Origin of the sequence: Streptomyces thermoviolaceus (genome assembly GCF_045209695.1) — a bacterium.
GTDB lineage: Bacteria > Actinomycetota > Actinomycetes > Streptomycetales > Streptomycetaceae > Streptomyces > Streptomyces thermoviolaceus.
The window spans coordinates 2209401-2227506 of the sequence record NZ_CP109280.1 but is presented as its reverse complement, the minus strand read 5'-3'; the positions used below and the strand labels follow the sequence as shown (position 1 = coordinate 2227506).

The 18106-nt window shown below is 73.9% G+C and carries 14 protein-coding genes; 10 read left to right on the top strand and 4 right to left on the bottom strand.

The annotated features are described in order from the left end of the window. The first annotated feature begins 218 nt into the window (after window positions 1-218). The gene (locus OG899_RS09645; RefSeq protein ID WP_125496813.1) at window positions 219-881 is read left to right on the top strand and encodes an RNA polymerase sigma factor; all 663 of its coding nucleotides are present in this window, start codon (window positions 219-221) and stop codon (window positions 879-881) included. Next, window positions 881-2116, top strand: a complete 1236-nt coding sequence (locus OG899_RS09640; RefSeq protein ID WP_406310991.1) for an extensin — start codon at window positions 881-883, stop codon at window positions 2114-2116. Before OG899_RS09645 ends, OG899_RS09640 begins: the two co-directional genes overlap by 1 nt. A gap of 263 nt (window positions 2117-2379) precedes the next feature. On the opposite strand, the gene OG899_RS09635 is transcribed toward OG899_RS09640, so the two are convergent. Next, window positions 2380-3270, bottom strand: coding sequence for a L,D-transpeptidase family protein (locus OG899_RS09635; RefSeq protein ID WP_168131411.1), 891 nt, complete (start codon window positions 3268-3270; stop codon window positions 2380-2382). Between the two features lie 364 nt (window positions 3271-3634). Between OG899_RS09635 and OG899_RS09630 the strand changes: the two genes are divergently transcribed. Further along, complete coding sequence (locus OG899_RS09630) at window positions 3635-5215, top strand: methylmalonyl-CoA mutase (protein WP_125496816.1); 1581 nt, start codon at window positions 3635-3637, stop codon at window positions 5213-5215. 158 nt (window positions 5216-5373) lie between these two features. Here OG899_RS09630 and OG899_RS09625 read toward each other — a convergent pair whose 3' ends face one another. Further along, complete coding sequence (locus OG899_RS09625) at window positions 5374-6756, bottom strand: FAD-dependent monooxygenase (RefSeq protein WP_125496817.1); 1383 nt, start codon at window positions 6754-6756, stop codon at window positions 5374-5376. Between the two features lie 71 nt (window positions 6757-6827). On the opposite strand from OG899_RS09625, the gene OG899_RS09620 reads away from it, so the two are divergent. Further along, window positions 6828-7478: a TetR/AcrR family transcriptional regulator C-terminal domain-containing protein gene (locus OG899_RS09620; RefSeq protein ID WP_125496818.1), complete on the top strand. Its 651-nt coding sequence runs from the start codon at window positions 6828-6830 to the stop codon at window positions 7476-7478. Between the two features lie 168 nt (window positions 7479-7646). Here the strand turns inward: OG899_RS09620 and OG899_RS09615 are convergent, their stop codons facing one another. Both OG899_RS09615 and OG899_RS09610 read right to left on the bottom strand, forming a co-directional pair. After that, a complete protein-coding gene (locus OG899_RS09615) occupies window positions 7647-8984 on the bottom strand; it encodes an alpha-2,8-polysialyltransferase family protein (protein ID WP_168131412.1) in 1338 nt (445 codons plus the stop codon). Then, a complete protein-coding gene (locus OG899_RS09610; protein ID WP_406310990.1) occupies window positions 8981-9958 on the bottom strand; it encodes a glycosyltransferase family 2 protein in 978 nt (325 codons plus the stop codon). Before OG899_RS09610 ends, OG899_RS09615 begins: the two co-directional genes overlap by 4 nt. Window positions 9959-10157: 199 nt before the next feature. On the opposite strand from OG899_RS09610, the gene OG899_RS09605 reads away from it, so the two are divergent. The 6 genes from OG899_RS09605 (at window position 10158) to OG899_RS09580 (ending at window position 17897) form a co-directional block, all read left to right on the top strand. Continuing rightward, window positions 10158-11498 (top strand): DUF6716 putative glycosyltransferase, encoded by a 1341-nt coding sequence (locus OG899_RS09605; RefSeq protein ID WP_125496821.1) that lies wholly within the window; start codon window positions 10158-10160, stop codon window positions 11496-11498. A gap of 35 nt (window positions 11499-11533) precedes the next feature. Further along, window positions 11534-12760, top strand: a complete 1227-nt coding sequence (locus OG899_RS09600; protein ID WP_406310989.1) for a cytidylyltransferase domain-containing protein — start codon at window positions 11534-11536, stop codon at window positions 12758-12760. A gap of 87 nt (window positions 12761-12847) precedes the next feature. Then, window positions 12848-13810 carry an N-acetylneuraminate synthase family protein gene (locus OG899_RS09595; protein ID WP_125496823.1) on the top strand — a complete coding sequence of 321 codons (963 nt, stop codon included), beginning with the start codon at window positions 12848-12850 and terminating at the stop codon, window positions 13808-13810. 23 nt (window positions 13811-13833) lie between these two features. Further along, window positions 13834-14904 (top strand): hypothetical protein, encoded by a 1071-nt coding sequence (locus OG899_RS09590; RefSeq protein ID WP_125496824.1) that lies wholly within the window; start codon window positions 13834-13836, stop codon window positions 14902-14904. Between the two features lie 256 nt (window positions 14905-15160). Then, on the top strand, window positions 15161-16444 hold the full coding sequence (locus OG899_RS09585; RefSeq protein ID WP_168131414.1) for an amidohydrolase: 1284 nt from the start codon (window positions 15161-15163) through the stop codon (window positions 16442-16444). A 409-nt stretch (window positions 16445-16853) separates the two neighbouring features. Further along, window positions 16854-17897, top strand: a complete 1044-nt coding sequence (locus tag OG899_RS09580; RefSeq protein WP_125496826.1) for a BMP family protein — start codon at window positions 16854-16856, stop codon at window positions 17895-17897. Window positions 17898-18106 lie beyond the last annotated feature (209 nt).

The following is an 18106-nucleotide window of genomic DNA, read 5'->3' as shown; positions in this document are numbered from 1 at the left end:
GGCCCGTACTTGATACAGCGCCGGGCATGCGTGGTGTGTCACACCCGGTTCCCGGCCGACCACCGAAACGTTTTGGTTGCAAGTTGTACAGCCATGGACGGCGGACGGTTTCAGGTCGTAACGTGCCTTTCGCGTCAAGCGCGACCATGCATGATCACCGCATCCGGCGACGGCGATGCCGCCGGTGACGATCGTGCTCGATCTACTGAGGACCACGGGTGCAGGGGGACGACGCGGAGCTGACCGCCGCGGTACGGGCGGCGCAGGACGGGGACGAGGCCGCGTTCCGGACCGTGTACCGCAGCGTGCATCCGCGACTGCTGGGATACGTCCGCACCCTGGTCGGCGACCCGGACGCCGAGGACGTGGCCTCGGAGGCATGGCTGCAGATAGCGCGCGATCTGGGGCGGTTCAGCGGTGACGCCGACCGGTTCCGCGGCTGGGCCGCGCGCATCGCCCGCAACCGCGCCCTGGACCACATCCGCATGCGCGGCCGGCGCCCCGTGACCGGCGGCGACGAGACGGAACTGACCGGCCGGCCCGCCGAGTCCGACACCGCGAGCGAGGCCATCGAGTCCCTCACCACCGGCCACACCCTGTCCCTGATCGCCCGCCTGCCCCAGGACCAGGCCGAGGCCGTCGTGCTGCGCGTGGTGATGGGCCTGGACGCGAAGACCGCGGCCGAGACGCTCGGCAAACGGCCGGGTGCCGTCCGCACCGCCGCGCACCGCGGTCTGAAACGGCTCGCGCGACTCCTCGCCGACGATCCGGCGTACGCCGACGGGCTCGACGCGCTGCCGGCACCGCGGCAACCGAAGAGGCCTCCGGTGACGTCCGCCGCTGTGACGCATCCGCGCTCCGGGACGCAGAGGGACATGTGATGGCCGACGAGCAGTACCGATGGCTGGACCGCGACACGGCGGAGCGCCTGCTGCGCGGCGAGCCGCCGGGCACCGCCGACACCGCCGTCACCGCCCGCGCCGAACGGCTCGCCCGGGCGCTGGACTCCCTGACCGCCGGCCTGTGCCCCGAGCCGCCCGCCGACGAGGAACTGCCCGGCGAGGCGGCCGCGCTGGCGGCCTTCCGCAAGGCCCGGGCGGAGGCCGCCGACGCCGCGCGGTCCGCGGGCACCGCCGAAGCCGGCCTGGGCGGGGGCCTGCCCGCCCGGCGTTCCGGGCTGCCGCCGGCCGACGCGGGCCTGCTCCGGCTGGGCGGACGACCGGGCGCGCGGGCGCACGAGCGGGGCGGCCGGCCGAGGCACCCGGTCCGGCGCCGCCCGGTGCGGCTGGCACTGTCCGCCGCGCTGGCCGCGAGCGCGATCGGCGCGGCGGCGGTGACCACCACCGTGCTGCCCACCCCGTTCGGCGACGCCCGGCCCTCGCCCGCCGCCTCCGTGTCGGACTGGCCCGCCCCGCAGGGGCCCGCTGCCGCTTCGCCGGACATCGCGCGCGAGCTGCCGGCGACCGAGGAAGCCGCGCCCGGTTCCTCCGACGCCGTCGGCCGCGACGCGCTGCGCGGCGAGTCCACCGCCGGGCCCCGGAGCGGGGAGCACGACGGCCGGGCCGCCGAGCCCGGGCCCTCCCACCGTCCCGGCGAACCCGGCCGGGGCGACGAGGACACCGCGGACGACAGGGCCGGCCGGGGCGCGGTCGGCGCCCCCGGCCCGTGGGGAGAGGACGGCGCGGGCGAGAAGGGCGCGCACGGCGGCAAGGCCATCGAGGGGCGGCCGCATCCAACCCTCCTCACCGGCCAGATCCGCAGCCACCCCGAGGACCAGAACGGTGCGGGCGGCCGGGACGACCACGACGGCCGGGGCGACGGTCAGGACGGTCCCGACCGCCAGGAGGGTCCCGGCGGGGACGGCAGCCCCGGTCTCGCCCCCGGCAGCGGCCACCCGAACGGGCAGAACGGCACCGGACGGAACGACAAGGACGAGGACAAGGACGGGGACGGGGAGGGGGAGCACGGCCGGCCCGGACAGGGGCACCACGGCCCTGACCCGGGCGACGACCACGGCACCCAGGGCGGCACCCGGTACGCACACTGGGGGAACGGTCACGGTCACGGGAGCGACGAGAGCGCCGGCGAGGACGTCCGCGCCTCGATGAACGTCTGACCGGCCTGCCCTCGGTCCGCTCGCGCCGGGCCGATGCGTCCGCGGCGCCCCGGGACGTCTCGCGCGGGGGCGTAACGTTTCCGGCTCTCCGGGCGCAGTACTCAGTGGCCGACTGGTCATCGGCCTCGGCACGGCGCCTGGGTTCCCCCCGTACCCGCAGCCCGTGCCCGGCGCGGGCGGGACATGTTCCCCCGGTCCCGCCCGCGCCTCGCCCTCGTGTCCGCCGGTCGGCAGCCCGTCGTCCACCCGTCCTCGCCGGGGCTTCACCAGTGGACGACGACCTTGTCGCCGACCTTGACCTGATCGAAGAGCTGCGCGATCGCCGCCTTGTCGCGGACGTTCACACAGCCGTGCGACCCGCCCGCGTAGCCGCGGGCCGCGAAGTCGGCGGAGTAGTGCACGGCCTGGCCGCCGCTGAAGAACATGGCGTACGGCATGGGCGTGTCGTAGAGCGTGGAGACATGGTCGCGTGACTTCCAGAAGACCTGGAACACGCCCTCGCGGGTCGGTGCCGCCTCCGTGCCGAAGCGCACCGCCATCGTCGAGACCGTCCGGCCGTCGATCATCCAGCGCAGGGTCCGGGTGGTCTTGTCGATGCACAGCACCCGTCCGGTCAGGCACCGCGCATCGGGCGCGCCGGCCGGCTGACCGCCCATCAGATACAGCTCCCACTTCCCGGGCCGGTGGGTCATGGACAGCAGCCGCTGCCAGGTGACGGTGTCGGTGCGTCCGGTGCGCGGCAGCCCCCGCTTGCCCTGGAAACCGGCGACGGCCTGCTCGGTCGTGGCGTCGTAGGTGCCGGTCGGGCCTTCGTGCAGCCAGCCGATCTGCCGCAACCGGGCCTGGAGTTCACGGATGGCGACTCCGCTGTCGCCGCGCCGGTAGAGGGTCGGCGCGGGCGGTGCGGGTTCCGGCGAGGTGGCCGGGGCGGAGGACGTGGCCGCCGGGCGCTTCGACGGTGCGGTGGTGTGCCCGGTCGGTCCGGCGGGGGAGCGACCGTCGGGCGACCGGGTGGCCGGGATCTCGATGTGCACCGGTGAGCGGGGGCGGCCGTCGGTGTCCGCGCCGGTGTCCGTGCCCGGCGTCCGCACCGTGCAGCCGTAGACCGCCGTCAGTGCCACGGCCGCCGCAACGGCGGCACTCGTTCGTCTCATGACTCCGCTACGCATGCGCTCCGTCCAACCGTCTCCCCGGTGCCGTGCCGCGCGCGCCCGTCCCCGGGCGCCGAGCCGCGTCACGCCGCCTTCGCCTGTCGAAACGTGATGCAGTCGTCCCGTGGTGCGTGGTCCATGCCATGTCTCCCCACACGTGACCGCCGGTGAACCAGGAGGCACAGTGGGAAGCGACAGCGGGCGGTACGAGCATGTGGTCCGTCCGGGGCACGGACGGGGCCGCTGTTGTGAGCAAGGTCCCAGCGTGGGGCACTCCACGGACCGCACGGCCGCCACTACAGTCCGTGCCAGGGCGGCCGCACCGGCGAGCAGTCGGCGAGCAATCAACGAGGCGGAGGCACACACCATGGCGCGCGAGTCGGAGTCCGGGCTGCCGATCGAGCCGGTCTACGGACCGCAGCATCTCCAGGGATGGGACCCGGCGGAGAAACTGGGGGAGCCGGGGGCGTACCCGTTCACCCGGGGCGTGTACCCGACGATGTACACCGGCCGCCCCTGGACCATGCGCCAGTACGCGGGATTCGGCACGGCCACGGAGTCCAACGCCCGCTACAAGCAGCTGATCGAGGCGGGCACCATGGGCCTGTCGGTCGCCTTCGATCTTCCCACCCAGATGGGCCACGACTCCGATGCCCCGATCGCGCACGGCGAGGTCGGCAAGGTGGGTGTGGCGATCGACTCGATCGACGACATGCGGGTGCTGTTCGACGGCATCCCGCTGGACAAGGTGTCCACGTCGATGACGATCAACGCCCCGGCCGCGCTGTTGCTGCTGCTGTACCAGCTGGTGGCGGAGGAGCAGGGCGTCCCGGCGGAGAAGCTCACCGGCACGATCCAGAACGACGTGCTCAAGGAGTACATCGCCCGCGGCACCTACATCTTCCCGCCCAAGCCGTCGCTGCGGCTGATCGCGGACATCTTCAAGTACTGCCGGGCCGAGATCCCCAAGTGGAACACCATCTCGATCTCCGGCTACCACATGGCGGAGGCCGGTGCCTCGCCCGCGCAGGAGATCGCCTTCACCCTGGCCGACGGCATCGAGTACGTGCGCACCGCGGTCGCGGCCGGCATGGACGTGGACGACTTCGCCCCGCGCCTGTCCTTCTTCTTCGTGGCCCGCACGACCATCCTGGAGGAGGTCGCCAAGTTCCGTGCCGCCCGCCGGATCTGGGCGCGGGTGATGAAGGAGGAGTTCGGCGCGAAGAACCCCAAGTCGATGATGCTGCGGTTCCACACGCAGACGGCCGGGGTGCAGCTGACCGCGCAGCAGCCGGAGGTGAACCTCGTCCGGGTGGCGGTGCAGGGCCTGGCCGCGGTGCTCGGCGGCACCCAGTCGCTGCACACCAACGCCTTCGACGAGGCGATCGCGCTGCCCACCGACAAGAGCGCCCGCCTGGCGCTGCGCACCCAGCAGGTCCTCGCCTACGAGACCGATGTGACCGCGACCGTGGACCCCTTCGCCGGCTCCTACGTCATCGAGAAGATGACCGACGAGGTGGAGGCGGCCGCGCTGGAGCTGATGCAGAAGGTCGAGGACCTCGGCGGCGCCGTCGCGGCCATCGAGCGAGGCTTCCAGAAGGACGAGATCGAGCGCAACGCCTACCGCATCGCCCAGGAGACCGACTCCGGCGAGCGGGTGGTGGTCGGCGTCAACCGCTTCCAGCTGGACGAGGAGGAGCCGTACGAGCCGCTGCGCGTCGACCCCGCGATCGAGGTGCAGCAGGCCGAGCGGCTGGCGAAGCTGCGCGCCGAGCGCGACCAGGGCGCGGTGGACACGGCCCTCGCCGCACTGAAGAAGGCGGCCGAGGGCCAGGACAACGTCCTGTACCCGATGAAGGAGGCGCTCAGGGCCCGGGCCACGGTGGGCGAGGTGTGCAACGCGCTGCGCGAGGTGTGGGGCACCTACACGCCCAGCGACGTGTTCTGAGCCGGGTCTGAGCCGGAAGGCGAGCGCCCGCCGCCGGATCGTCCCGCGGGCCGGCGGCGGACGGTGACGGGCGTCGGCCCGCACCCGGCGGTGCAGGACGGCGGTCCGCACCCGTCGGTGCGGAGCAGCGACCCGCCCCCGGCGGTGCAGGGCGCCGGTCAGCGCAGCCCGAACCGCGCCAGACAGGCCGCGAGCCCGTCCGCCGTCGCCCGCTCGCCCGCCCAGCCGACGTACCCGTCCGGGCGGATCAGGAACACCCCCGGGCCGTACGACGCGGGAGCCGCGGGAAGGGACCGCACCCCGGCCACCGGGGACCGGCCGCCGAGCAGCGTGAAGTGCGGCCCGCGGAAGACGTCGAAGAGACGGACGCCGTCCACCCTTCCGTCCGGGGCGCGGTCGCCGGCTTGCACTCCGGACGGGTCCCGGCGCGTCTCCATGCTCAGCGAGGATCCGCGGTAGCCGAGATCCAGCTGCACCGTCGCCTTGCCGCGCCGCACCTCGCCCCGGTGCACCTTGGTGGTCAGGCCCAGCATCTCGGCGGCGTTGGCGCGCCGCTCCTCCTCGTAGCTGTCCAGCAGCGCCTCGTCCGCGCCGTCCCGGAGCACCGCGGCCAGCTTCCAGCCCAGGTTGTAGGCGTCCTGGACGCTGGTGTTCAGGCCCTGTCCGCCGGCCGGGGAGTGGATGTGCGCGGCGTCGCCCGCGAGGAGGACCCGGCCCACCCGGAAACGGTCGGCCAGGGCCGCCCGCGGCCGGTAGGCGGAGGCCCAGCCCAGCCGGGTCACCGCCGAGGCGTCGAGGGGTGTGCGGGCGGCGACCAGCGTCCGTACACCCTCCAGCGTCGGCTCCGGGTCCTCGCCCTGCGGCAGCCGCGCCGCCAGCTGGAAGTCGTCCGTGCCGGCCAGCGGGCACAGCATCAGCCCCGTGCCGTCGTCGGCGAGGAAGGCGTGCCAGTGGTCCCGGTCCAGGCCCCGCACCCCGACGTCCGCCACCAGGAACGGGTTCGGGTCGACCGTCTCCCCGGCCATCTCCACCCCCAGTGCGCGCCGTACCGTCGAGCGTCCGCCGTCCGCGGCGACCACGTACCGCGCGCGGACGGTGCCGCCGTCGGCGAAATGCACCGTCACACCCTGCGCGTCCTGGTCCAGGCCCGTCGCCTCGCGTCCGAACGCCACCCGGCCGCCCAGTTCCTCCAGCCGGTCGCGCAGGATCTGCTGCGTCCGCCACTGCGGCACCATCCACGGCTCCCGGTACGGCACCCCCTCGTCCGGCTCCAGCGCGTCGAACATCGGCTGCTCGCCGATCCGTTCGCCGTTCTTCCACACCATCCGTACCGGGTAGGGGCCGCCGTGCGCGCGGATCGCGCCGAGCACACCGAGGTCGTCGAAGACCTCCAGGGTGCGCGGCTGGAGCCCCTTGCCGCGCGAGCCCGGGAGCAACCCGTCAGCCCGCTCGACGACCAGCGCGTCCACGTCCCGCCGGGCCAGGTCGATGCCCAGCGTCAGCCCGGTCGGCCCCGCCCCCACGATCAGGACGTCCGTCATCTCCCACTCCCCCTTAACGCTGTTAAGTCCCGGGCCGCAAGCGTGCCCTTAACGCTGTTAAGGTGTCAAGGGTGAGCACCGAACGACGCCCGCCCCTGGACCGCACCCGGGTCGCCGAGACCGCACTGCGGCTGCTGAACGAGGTCGGCCTGGACGGCCTGACGCTGCGCGCCATCGCCCGCGAACTCGAGGTGAAGGCACCCGCGCTGTACTGGCACTTCGAGGACAAGCAGGCGCTGCTCGACGAGATGGCCACGCTGATGCACCGGCGCATGGTCGCGGGCCTCGGCCTGGATGCCGACGACACCTGGCAGGAGCGCCTGCTGAAGACCAGCCGCGGACTGCGCTCCGCCCTGCTCGGCTACCGCGACGGCGCCAAGGTGTACAGCGGCTCGCGGCTCACCGGCACCGACCATGCCGCCGGGCTGGAGGACACCCTCCGCCTGCTCACCGCCGCGGGGTTCACTCTCGACCAGGCGGTCGCCGCCGGCCGTGCGGCGACCCTGTACACGCTCGGCTTCGTCACCGAGGAGCAGGGCGTGCGCCCCCTGCCGGGCGAGCGCCGGGAGGGGTACGGCATCGAGGAACGCGCCCGGCGCATGGCGGACCATCCGCTCGCCGCGGCGGCCGGCCGGCTGCTCTTCGACGACTTCGACCAGCAGTTCGAGGAAGGGCTGGCGCTGGTGATCGCCGGCATCGAGGCGCGGTACGGGATCAGGTGAACCGGCGGACGCGGCGAGCACCGTCCGGGATCACCTGAACATCGCGGGCCCGACAGGCACGGTCCCGCACCACGTGAACACCGCGGGCCCGCCGGGGAGTCCGCGGCCCGAAGTCGCCACCGGTGCCGTCAGCGGCCCCGACCCGGCCCGGCGCCCGCCCCCGGCTGGTCAGCGGCCCCTGCCCCGGCGCAGCGCCCGGGCCCGCCGTGCCACCCGCCGCACGGCCGCGGTGCGCGGGACGAACGCCAGCTGCGGCGGCACCCCACCGGGCAGAGCCAGCGAGGTGAGCCGGCGCCGCCTGAAATAGCGCAGGGTACGGGCGTCCCGGTGCGCGGCGAGATACCGCTCGGCCTGCGGACGCAGCGCCGCCAGGATCTTCGGCTGCATCGCGTACGCCACCGCGCGCACCAGCTCGCCCAGCTCCTCGGCGTCCGTCCCGCGCCGCTGCTCCCGCACCGCCTCCCGGTCGGCCAGGTCGGGCAGCAGCGCGTCGACGATCGTCACCGGGACCCGGTTGCTGTTCTCGTACGGTGCCAGGCGCCGCAGCAGCAGATCCGTGCCGGTGCGCGCGACCGGCAGCCCGAACAGCCGCGAGGCGGTCAGCAGCCCGGTGGAGAAGCAGCCTGCCACCAGGGCCGGGCGCAGCCGCTGGTAGAGCACCTCGGCGAGGACGGGGGCGCCGAGCACCGTCACGGTGACGCCGAGCCGCTCGCCCTCCTGCTCCAGCGCCCGGGACCAGCGGGGCGGTGCCGAGGGGTGCGGGGCGAAGACGACGGTCCTGTGCCCGAGCGCGACCGCGCCCCGCACCATCCGCAGGTGCAGCTCTTCCTCCTCCTCGGGGGAGAAGATGTCCAGCGCGGACAGATACTGGCCGAGCAGCAGCGCCGGACCGTCCGGCACCTCGGGCACCGCCGTGGCCGCGCCGGCCAGCTCGCCGAGCACCTTCACGAAGGCGTCCGCGGGCACGGTACGGGCCGGGACGCCGAACTCGGTGAGCAGCACCGGCCGCAGCCCGGGCACCAGGTCCAGGTGGAGCAGCCGGCCGATGCGGGTGCCGACCAGCGGGTCGATCCGGGTGCGGGTCGGGCCGTAGCTCATCAGCCCGTCGGCGTAGACGGTGACCGGGGCGTCGGGGAAGATCCGGCAGAACCCGAGCGCGGGGTCGACCTGGATCGACTCCACGGCCAGCTCGACGTCGTCGTCCCCCAGGCGCCACAGCAGCCGCAGATACCGCTCCCACAGCGGGACGTCGTCGCGGCGCGGGGACCAGCCGCCCGGGTGGAAGGGGGCGATGGCCTCGTTCCAGGACACCACCTCGTCGAAGCGGTCCCGCAGCCGTTCGAAGCCGGCCTGCCGGTCCAGCGACGGCGTGGTCTCCGGGACCGCCGCGTTGTTGGTCACCACCAGGATCCGGCGCCCGGCCGGGGAGAAGCACCCGGAGTCCAGGGCGGCGGCGAGCGTGGCCGTGCCGTACAGCGTGGAGGCGAGGAAGAGCTGCGTGGTCATGCGGCGGCCTCCGCGACGAGGGGACGGCGGCGCAGCCGGCGCAGCCGCGTGGCCCGCTGCACGTCCATGGCGTCCAGCGCCTCGTCCAGCACCCGCTGCGGCAGCCGGCGCAGGGCCGCCGCGCTCAGCGACTTCAGCCGGCGGGCCACGGCCGGCTCGTACCGGTCGATGCGGCCCAGATGGTGCGCGATGATCGCGCAGTAGCTGCGCACCGCCTTCGGCAGCAGCCGTTCGGCCTCCGCGTCCTGCGCGGTCTCGGCGATCACCTGGTCGAAGGCGCGCAGGAAGTCCAGCTGGCGCACATCACCGATCTGGGTGAGAGAGGAGGCCACGCCGCGCCGGTAGTGCACCCCGAGCAGACCCACCACCGCGAAGGACTCCGCCTCGCGGTGCAGGCGCCAGATCCACGGCCGGTCCTCGGCGGTGCGCAGCCCGTCGGTGAAGTGCAGCAGGCCGCGCTCGACCAGCCGGCGGTGGTAGATGCCCGCCCAGACGTACGGGTAGTCCACCGAGGTGGAGCGGTCCGCGGGCAGGATCGCCTCCCGGGGGCTGAGCACCACACCGCGCCGGCCGTGCGGGACCCGGTGGATCGTGCGGGTGCGCCCGGTGCACTGCACATGGTCGGTGCGCAGGAAGTCGCAGCCCAGCTCCTCGGCGGCGGCCAGCAGCCGCGGGTAGTGGCCGGGCGCCAGCCAGTCGTCGCCGTCCAGGAACGTCAGATACGTGCCGCGGGCCCGGTCGATCCCGGTGTTGCGGGCGGTCGCCAGGCCGCCGTTGCGTTCGTGCCGGACGTACACCGCGTTCGGCAGCTCCTTCGCCGCCTGTGCGAGAAGGTCCGGCGTCGCGTCGTGCGAACAGTCGTCGACGAGGACGAATTCGATGTCGTCGCGCGCGTTCGCCCGCAGGCTGCGCAGGGTGTCGGGCGCGTAGTGCTGCACGTCGTAGAACGGCACGATCACGGAGAGCTTGACCACGCGCGTGACGTTAGGGCGCCGACCCCGCCCGCCTCCTTACCCGCACCTCGACCGGCGGTGAACGGCGCGTGGCGATGCCGTGAACCGGGCTGCCCCGCCCTGCGTCCCGGGGCCGGTTCCGTTTCCGGCGGTGTGCTGTTCACCGGCTGTTGCGTTCCGGTTGGGCGGAAGCTGGAAATGCCTTCCTACGGTCGTCGGCGTGCCAGCTAGTGCGAACAAAACCCGGCGCGTGGCCGTACTCGCGGACTCCGACACCCGGTGGAAATGGGGCGCGCTGACCGCGCGGCGCCTCGCTGGGGACGGACTCCGGCTCGACGGCTACCTGCTGCGGGGCCGCGCCACCCCCACCCCCCGCCAGCTCACCGAGGTCGGCGTCCGCGCCGATGCGCTGCGCGAGGTCAGCACCGTGGAGTTCCTGCGTGTCATGGACACCACCACCGCGGGGGACGAACCGTACGACCTCCTCGTCCTCGCCCTCGTCGGCGGCGGCGTGCAGGCGGTCCTGCACGGCCTGCGGCAGGTGTGGCCGGCGCGCACCCGGCGGCCCGTCGTCGTCACCGGCTACGTCGGCGTGGTGTACGAGAAGCTCGCCGACGGACTGCTGCTGCGCCACGGGGCGGACCTGGTGCTCGCCAACTCCCGCCACGACGCGGAACGGTTCCGTGCCGTGTACGAGGGCGTGGGCGCGGACGCGTCCGCGGTCACCGAGGCGGCCCTGCCCTTCCTCGGCGGCACCCCCTACCGCGGGGCTTGGGCCGCGCGCGGCGGGAACAGGCCGTACACCGTGGTCTTCGCGGCCCAGCCGTCCGTGCCGGACACCCGCACGGACCGCGCCTACCTCCTCGACCGGCTGATCCGGCACGCCCGGCTGCACCCCGACCGGCAGGTGCTGCTCAAGCTGCGCTCCCGGGTCGGCGAGCACACCACGCACCTGGAGGAGCTGCCCTACCAGAAGCTCGCCCGCGCCACCGACCTGCCGCCCAACCTGCACCTGGTGCACGGACCCATGGGCGAGGTCCTGGACGGCACCGACCTGCTGGTCACGGTCAGCTCCACCGCCGCCCTGGAGGCCCTGCACCGCCACATCCCCACCGCGATCCTCACCGACCTCGGGGTGCGCGAGGCGCTCGGCAACCACTACTTCACCGGCTCCGGCTGCCTGGCCTCCTGGGACCAGCTCGACGCCGGCCATCTGCCCGAGCCCGACCCTCGGTGGACGGCCCGGCAGGGCGTCGCCGCCGACGGCTCCGGCGACACCGCCTTCGCGGCGGCCCGCGCCCGCGTCGACTCCCTGCTGGACACGCCCGGCGGGCTGCCGCCGCTCGCCCCCTGGTACAGCCTCGCCACCGCCCCCGGCTATCTGCCCGGCATCCTCGCCCGCCACCACCTCGCCCCCGACGGCGCCCTGCTGCCCGGCACCCCGCCCGCCGACCGCGCCCCCGGACCGGCCCGGCAGCTCGTGCGCCGTGCGGCCCGCGGCGCCTACCGGCACGGCGTCCAGCGCATCGCCCCCGTCGTGCGGCGGCTGGGGGAGCTGTGAGCCGCACCGAGACCCCTGCCCGAGGAGCAGAACCCATGACCGACACCCCGGCGGGCCGCGGCGCCCGCGACCGCCGCGTGCTCGCGGTGATACCCGCCCGCGGCGGCTCCAAGGGCGTGCCCGCCAAGAACCTCGCCCCCGTCGGCGGCGTCCCGCTGGTGGCGCGCGCCGTGCGCGCCTGCCGGGCCGCCCGGCTGGTGACCGACGTGGTGGTCTCCACCGACGACGCCGCCATCGCCGCCGCGGCCCGCCGGGCCGGCGCCGAGGTGGTGCTGCGGCCCGCCGCACTGGCCGACGACACCGCAACGTCCGAGGCGGCCGTGCTGCACGCCCTGGACGACCACGAGGAGCGGCACCGCACCCGGGCCGACGTGGTGCTGCTGGTGCAGTGCACCAGCCCGTTCCTGCTGCCCGAGGACATCGACGCGGTGGCCCGCGCGGTCGCCGTCGACGGCGCCGACACCGCCCTGACCGTCGCACCCTTCCACGGCTTCGTGTGGCGGGAGACGGACGCCCGGACGGGCGGCACCGGCGTCAACCACGCCAAGACCCACCGCCCGCGCCGCCAGGACCGCCCCGAGGACCTGCTGGAGACCGGCGCCGCCTACGCCATGGACGCCGACGGCCTGCGCAGCCACCGGCACCGCTTCTTCGGCCGCACCGAGCTGGTGCGCACCGACCCGGCCCGGGTGCTGGAGATCGACGACCCGCACGACCTGGCCCGCGCCCGCGCCCTGGCGCCCCTCCTCGACGCCGGCCGGCCCGGCGCCCTGCCCGGCCCCGGCGACGTCGACGCCGTCGTCCTCGACTTCGACGGCACCCAGACCGACGACCGGGTGCTGATCGACGCCGAGGGGCACGAGTTCGTCGCCGTCCACCGCGGCGACGGACTGGGCGTCGCCGCGCTGCGCCGCGCCGGCCTGAAGCTGCTGATCCTGTCCACGGAGCAGAACCCGGTCGTCGCCGCCCGCGCGCGCAAACTGCGCATCCCCGTGCTGCACGGCGTGGACCGCAAGGACCAGGCGCTGAAGCAGTGGTGCGAGGAGCAGGGCGTCGCGCCCGAGCGGGTGCTCTACGCCGGCAACGACGTCAACGACCTGCCGTGCTTCGCCCTCGTCGGCTGGCCCGTGGCGGTCGCCGACGCCCACGAGGCGGTGCGCGGCGCGGCCCGCGCGGTCACCACCCGCCCCGGCGGCGCCGGCGCGGTCCGGGAGATCGCCGGCTGGCTGCTCGGCCCCTGGCTCGACGCCCTCCCCGCCTGATCCTCCCGCCTGACCCGACCCCCATCTCTTCCTTCTGACCCGACCCCCATCTCTTCCTTGCCTGTTCACGTGAGGACATCTGCCGTCATGACCGTCACGACCACCCACCCCCGCATCCGCACCCTCGGCACCCGCGAGGTCGGCCCCGGTCGCCCCGTCTACATCACCGCCGAGATCGGCATCAACCACAACGGCGACCTGGACACCGCTCTGAAGCTGATCGACGTGGCCGCCGAGGCCGGATGCGACGCCGTGAAGTTCCAGAAGCGCACCCCTGAGATCTGCACCCCGCGCGACCAGTGGGACGTCCGACGCGACACCCCCTGGGGCCGGATGACGTACCTCGACTACCGGCACCGGGTGGAGTTCGGCGAGGACGAGTACCGGCAGATCGACGCCTACTGCCGGCACAAGGGCATCGACTGGTTCGCCTCCCCGTGGGACACCGAGTCCGTCGCCTTCCTGGAGAAGTTCGACGTGCCCGCCCACAAGGTGGCCTCCGCCTCCCTCACCGACGACGAGCTGCTGCGCACCCTGCGCGCCACCGGCCGCACCGTCGTGCTGTCCACCGGCATGTCCACCCCGCAGCAGATCCGGCACGCGGTCGAGGTCCTCGGCTCGGAGAACATCGTCCTGTGCCACGCCACCTCCACCTACCCGGCCAAGGCGGAGGAACTGAACCTGCGGGTGATCGACACCCTGCGGCACGAGTACCCGAACGTCCCGATCGGCTACTCCGGCCACGAGACCGGCCTGCAGACCACGCTCGCCGCCGTCGCCCTCGGTGCCGTGTTCGTCGAACGCCACATCACCCTCGACCGCGCCATGTGGGGCTCCGACCAGGCGGCCTCCGTCGAGCCGCAGGGCCTGGCCCGCCTGGTCCGCGACATCCGCACCATCGAGACCGCGCTCGGCGACGGCGTCAAGCGGGTCTACGACTCCGAGCTGGCGCCGATGAAGAAGCTGCGCCGGGTCGCCGGTGTCGTCGCCGAGGCCGAGCGCGCCGCGGCGGCCGGTGAGCCGGTCGCCGGCGCGCCGGTCGCGGTGTGAGCCCGGACCGCGGTGCCGCCGTCATGACCCCCCGCACCCTCGCCTTCGTCGAGAGCCCGGTGCAGCTGCTCAACGTCCTGGAGTGGGTCCACGCCCGGGGGCCGCTGCAGGACGGGCCGCTCACCGTCGTCGTGCTGTCCCCGTCCGACCCGATGACCCGCGGCCAGCTGCGGCGCATGGCCGAGCTCGCCCGCCGGGACGGACACGAGGTCCGCTGGGAGGAGGCCCGCGGCGGCGCCGGGGCACCGGTGCGCACCGTGGGCGCCCTGGCCGGGTGGCTGCGCCGGGCCCGGCGCGTGGTGGTGGGCGATCCGTTCTCCCGGTACGTGCACCTGCTGCTCGCCCTCACCCGGGCGCCCGACCTCGTGGTCGTGGACGACGGCACCGCCACCCTGGAGTTCGCCGCTCAGCTCAGCCGCGGGGAACGGCTGGTGCGCTGGCACCGCAAGGGCGGCCGGCCCGGCCCGCGCGAGGCGCTGCTCGCTCCCGTCTCGGCCCTCGCCCGCCGCCGGCTCACCCCGGGCGCCGGCCGCACCGGTGCCCGGGAACGCCGGGTGGAGATCTTCTCCGCGATGCCGCTGGACGAGGTGCCCGAGGGGGTGACGGTGACCGGCAACGGCCTCGCCTGGACCCGCGCCCGCTTCGGCCCGCCCCGCGTCCTCGCGGGCGCCGACCTCGTGGGCACCTCCCTGGTGGAGACGGGCGTGGTCGACCGGGACCGCTACCTCGGCGCGGTCCGCGCCCTGGCCGCCGCGCACGGGGCGCGCCGCTACTTCGCCCACCGCCGGGAGAGCGCGGACAAGCTGCACCGGGTCGCGGTCACCACCGGCCTGGAGGTGGTCCGGCCCGACCTGCCGCTGGAACTGATCGCCCGGCGCGGCCCGGTCGGCCGTACGGTGCTCAGCTTCCCCTCGACGGTCGTGCACACCCTGCCGCTCGCCCTGGCCGGCACCGGTGTCCGGGTCGCCGTCTGCGACATCGACCCCGCCTGGCTGACCGCCGGTGCCTCCCCGGCCGCCCGGCGCTTCCTGGCCGGGGTGACGGACACGGCACGGGCGGTGCACCGCCTCGCCCGGACGGCGCAGCCCGGCTGACCTCGGCACCTGTGGGGTACTCGCTGGTCAGACGTACGTGTGGTGGTGTCCACAGCTCGGACATGAGGGGCGTGGCCCCCGCCGGGCGTGGTATCCGTGAAGAAAGCAGTGCGGGACGGTTGCCGATGTGTACCCGTCCCGGACCACGTCCATGCGCCGGCGGCCGGTTTTTCTTTCCCCTGACGGGCTGAATTTTTGTTGATCGTGGGACAGTTGACCGTTCCGGCGGCATACCCTCCAGAGGGTGAAGCACCTGATGTCCCCAGAGTCCGAGGTCGAAGTCCCCGCGGAAGCCACGCTGCCCGGCACCCTGCCCGAGGCGCTGTTCGCCGAACTCGTCGCGTTCCGCCGCGACCTGCACATGCATCCGGAGCTCGGCAACCAGGAGTTCCGCACCACCGCCGCGATCAAGGAGCGGCTGGAGAAGGCCGGCCTCGCTCCCCGGGTGCTTCCGGCCGGGACGGGCCTCGTCTGCGACATCGGCGCTGACGCCGCGGACACCGACGACATCGGTCGGCCCGCCGGGCCCGGCGCGGACGACCTGATCCCCGGCGCCGTGACCCCCGGCATCCTCGCGCTGCGCGCCGACATCGACGCGCTGCCCATCCCGGACACCAAGACCGAGTGCCCGTACCGCTCCACCGTGCCCGACCGCGCCCACGCCTGCGGCCACGACGTGCACACCACCGTGGTGCTCGGCGCCGGCCTGGTCCTGGCCGACCTGGACCGGCAGGGTCTGCTGCCGCGGCCCGTCCGGCTGATCTTCCAGCCCGCCGAAGAGGTGCTTCCCGGCGGGGCGACCGAGGCGATCAAGGCGGGTGTGCTGGAGGGCGTCAGCCGCATCCTCGCCGTGCACTGCGACCCGCGCGTGGACGCCGGGATGATCGGGCTGCGGCAGGGCGCGATCACCTCCGCCTGCGACCGGCTGGAGGTCACCCTCGACGGCCCCGGCGGGCACAGCGCCCGTCCGCACCTGACGACCGACCTGGTCACTGCGGCCGCGCGGGTCGTCACCGATGTGCCCGCACTGGTCGGCCGCCGGGTCGACACCCGCGCCGGGCTCGCCGTGACCTGGGGACGCATCGAGTCCGGGCACGCCCCGAACGTCATCCCCCAGCACGCCGAACTGTCCGGCACCGTGCGCTGCCTGGACATCGACGCCTGGCGGCAGGCCCCCGACATCGTGGTCGCCGCGATCGACGAGGTGGCCAACCTGCACAAGGCCAAGTCGGAGATCAACTACGTGCGCGGGGTGCCGCCGGTGGTCAACCGGCCGGAGGTCACCGAACTGCTGCGCAAGGCCATGACCGCCCGGCGCGGCCCGGAGTCGGTGGAGAGCACCGAACAGAGCCTCGGCGGCGAGGACTTCTCCTGGTACCTGGAGCACGTGCCCGGCGCCATGGCCCGGCTGGGCGTGCGCACCCCCGGCGAGCGGACCCTGCGCGACCTGCACCAGGGCGACTTCGACGCGGACGAGTCCGCGATCCGGGTCGGCGTGGAGCTGTTCACCGCGGCGGCCCTGCTGCACCCGGCGCACTGAGCACCCCGCCGCATCCGGCGCGGTACCGCAGATGTGCGGCGACGCGGTCCGTGCGGTACTGCGGCGCTTCCAGAACGGCCCCGGCACCGGGGCCGTTCGCCGGACCGGCGGCGTCGCCGTCTGCGCCTCGTGCCCGCGGCGAGCGGACCGTACCGGAACGGCCACCGTCGTCCGCCGCCTCCAGTAGGATTCGGCTCGCCTCGCCGCACGGGGGTTCTCGGCACAGCTGCGTGCCGGGCAACACCTCGCCCTCCGCAAGAGATCCGGCGCTGTCCGTGCGAGTCGCGCACGGTGCGGCCACAGCTCGATAACGGAGGGGACAGAAGGGGTTTTCCGACTGTTCTACGCGCGTTACGCTGCGGCGGAACCAGCGCCTGGTCCGGGCGCTTGCACGAAGGAGTCTCGTTCCATGCGCCGGGTGTCCCGTATCGCGGTTGCAGGTGTGGCAACCGCAGCCCTCGCCGTCACCGTCTCCGCCTGTGGCAGCTCGTCCAGCGAGTCCGCCGGCGGAGGCAAGAACCTCGGTCTGGCCCTCGCCTACGACGTCGGCGGCAAGGGCGACCAGTCCTTCAACGACGCCGCCACCGCCGGCATGGAGAAGGCCGACAAGGAGTTCGGTTACAAGTCCACCGCCGTCGAGCCGCAGGACGGGGAGTCGGACGCCGACAAGGTCCAGCGTCTGGAGACCCTCGCCAAGCAGGGGTACAACCCGGTGATCGGCGTCGGCTTCGCCTACGCGCCGGCCGTCAAGGAGGTCGCCGCCAAGTACCCGAAGACCACCTTCGGCATCGTCGACGACGAGACCGTCAAGGCGAACAACGTCGCCGACCTGGTCTTCCACGAGGAGCAGGCCTCCTACCTGGCCGGTGTGGCCGCGGCCAAGGCGACCAAGTCGAACGTGGTCGGCTTCATCGGCGGTGTCGACGTACCGCTCATCCACAAGTTCGAGGCCGGCTTCAAGCAGGGTGTCCAGGACACCAAGAAGGGCGTCACGGTCAAGTCGCAGTACCTGACCGAGACCGCCTCCGAGGGCGGCTTCTCCAGCCCCGACAAGGGCGAGAACGCGGCCAACGGCCAGATCGACGCCGGCGCCGACGTCATCTACGCCGCGGCCGGCCTGTCCGGCCAGGGCGTCATCAAGGCGGCGTCCACGCACAAGATCTGGGCCATCGGTGTCGACTCCGACCAGTACAAGCAGGCCGCGCTGGCCAAGTACAAGGACGCCATCCTCACCTCGGCGATGAAGGACGTCGCGGGCGCGGTGTACAACCTGGCCAAGTCGGTCAAGGACGGCACGCCGCAGACCGGTGAGGTGCGGGCCAGCCTGGCCACCGGCGGCGTGAGCCTGTCCGACTCCAACCCGGTCTTCAAGAACAACGCCGAGATCCAGGACGCGGTGAAGAAGGCCGAGGAAGCCATCAAGAACGGCACCATCACCGTCAAGACCTCCTGAGACGGGCCCGGCCTGTCGCAGACACGGTCGCCAAGGACGCTGCCGGGCAGCGTCCCGGCCGGGAAACGGGGTGCGGGTGACCACAGCGGCCCGCACCCCGTTCACGGCAGAATGCTCGGACCGGACGGCCGGTGACACAGCACCGGCCGGGGCCCGGGCAGTGTGTACAGCAGGGGCGCTATGCGCGTAGAGCTGCGGGCCCCTTTCTC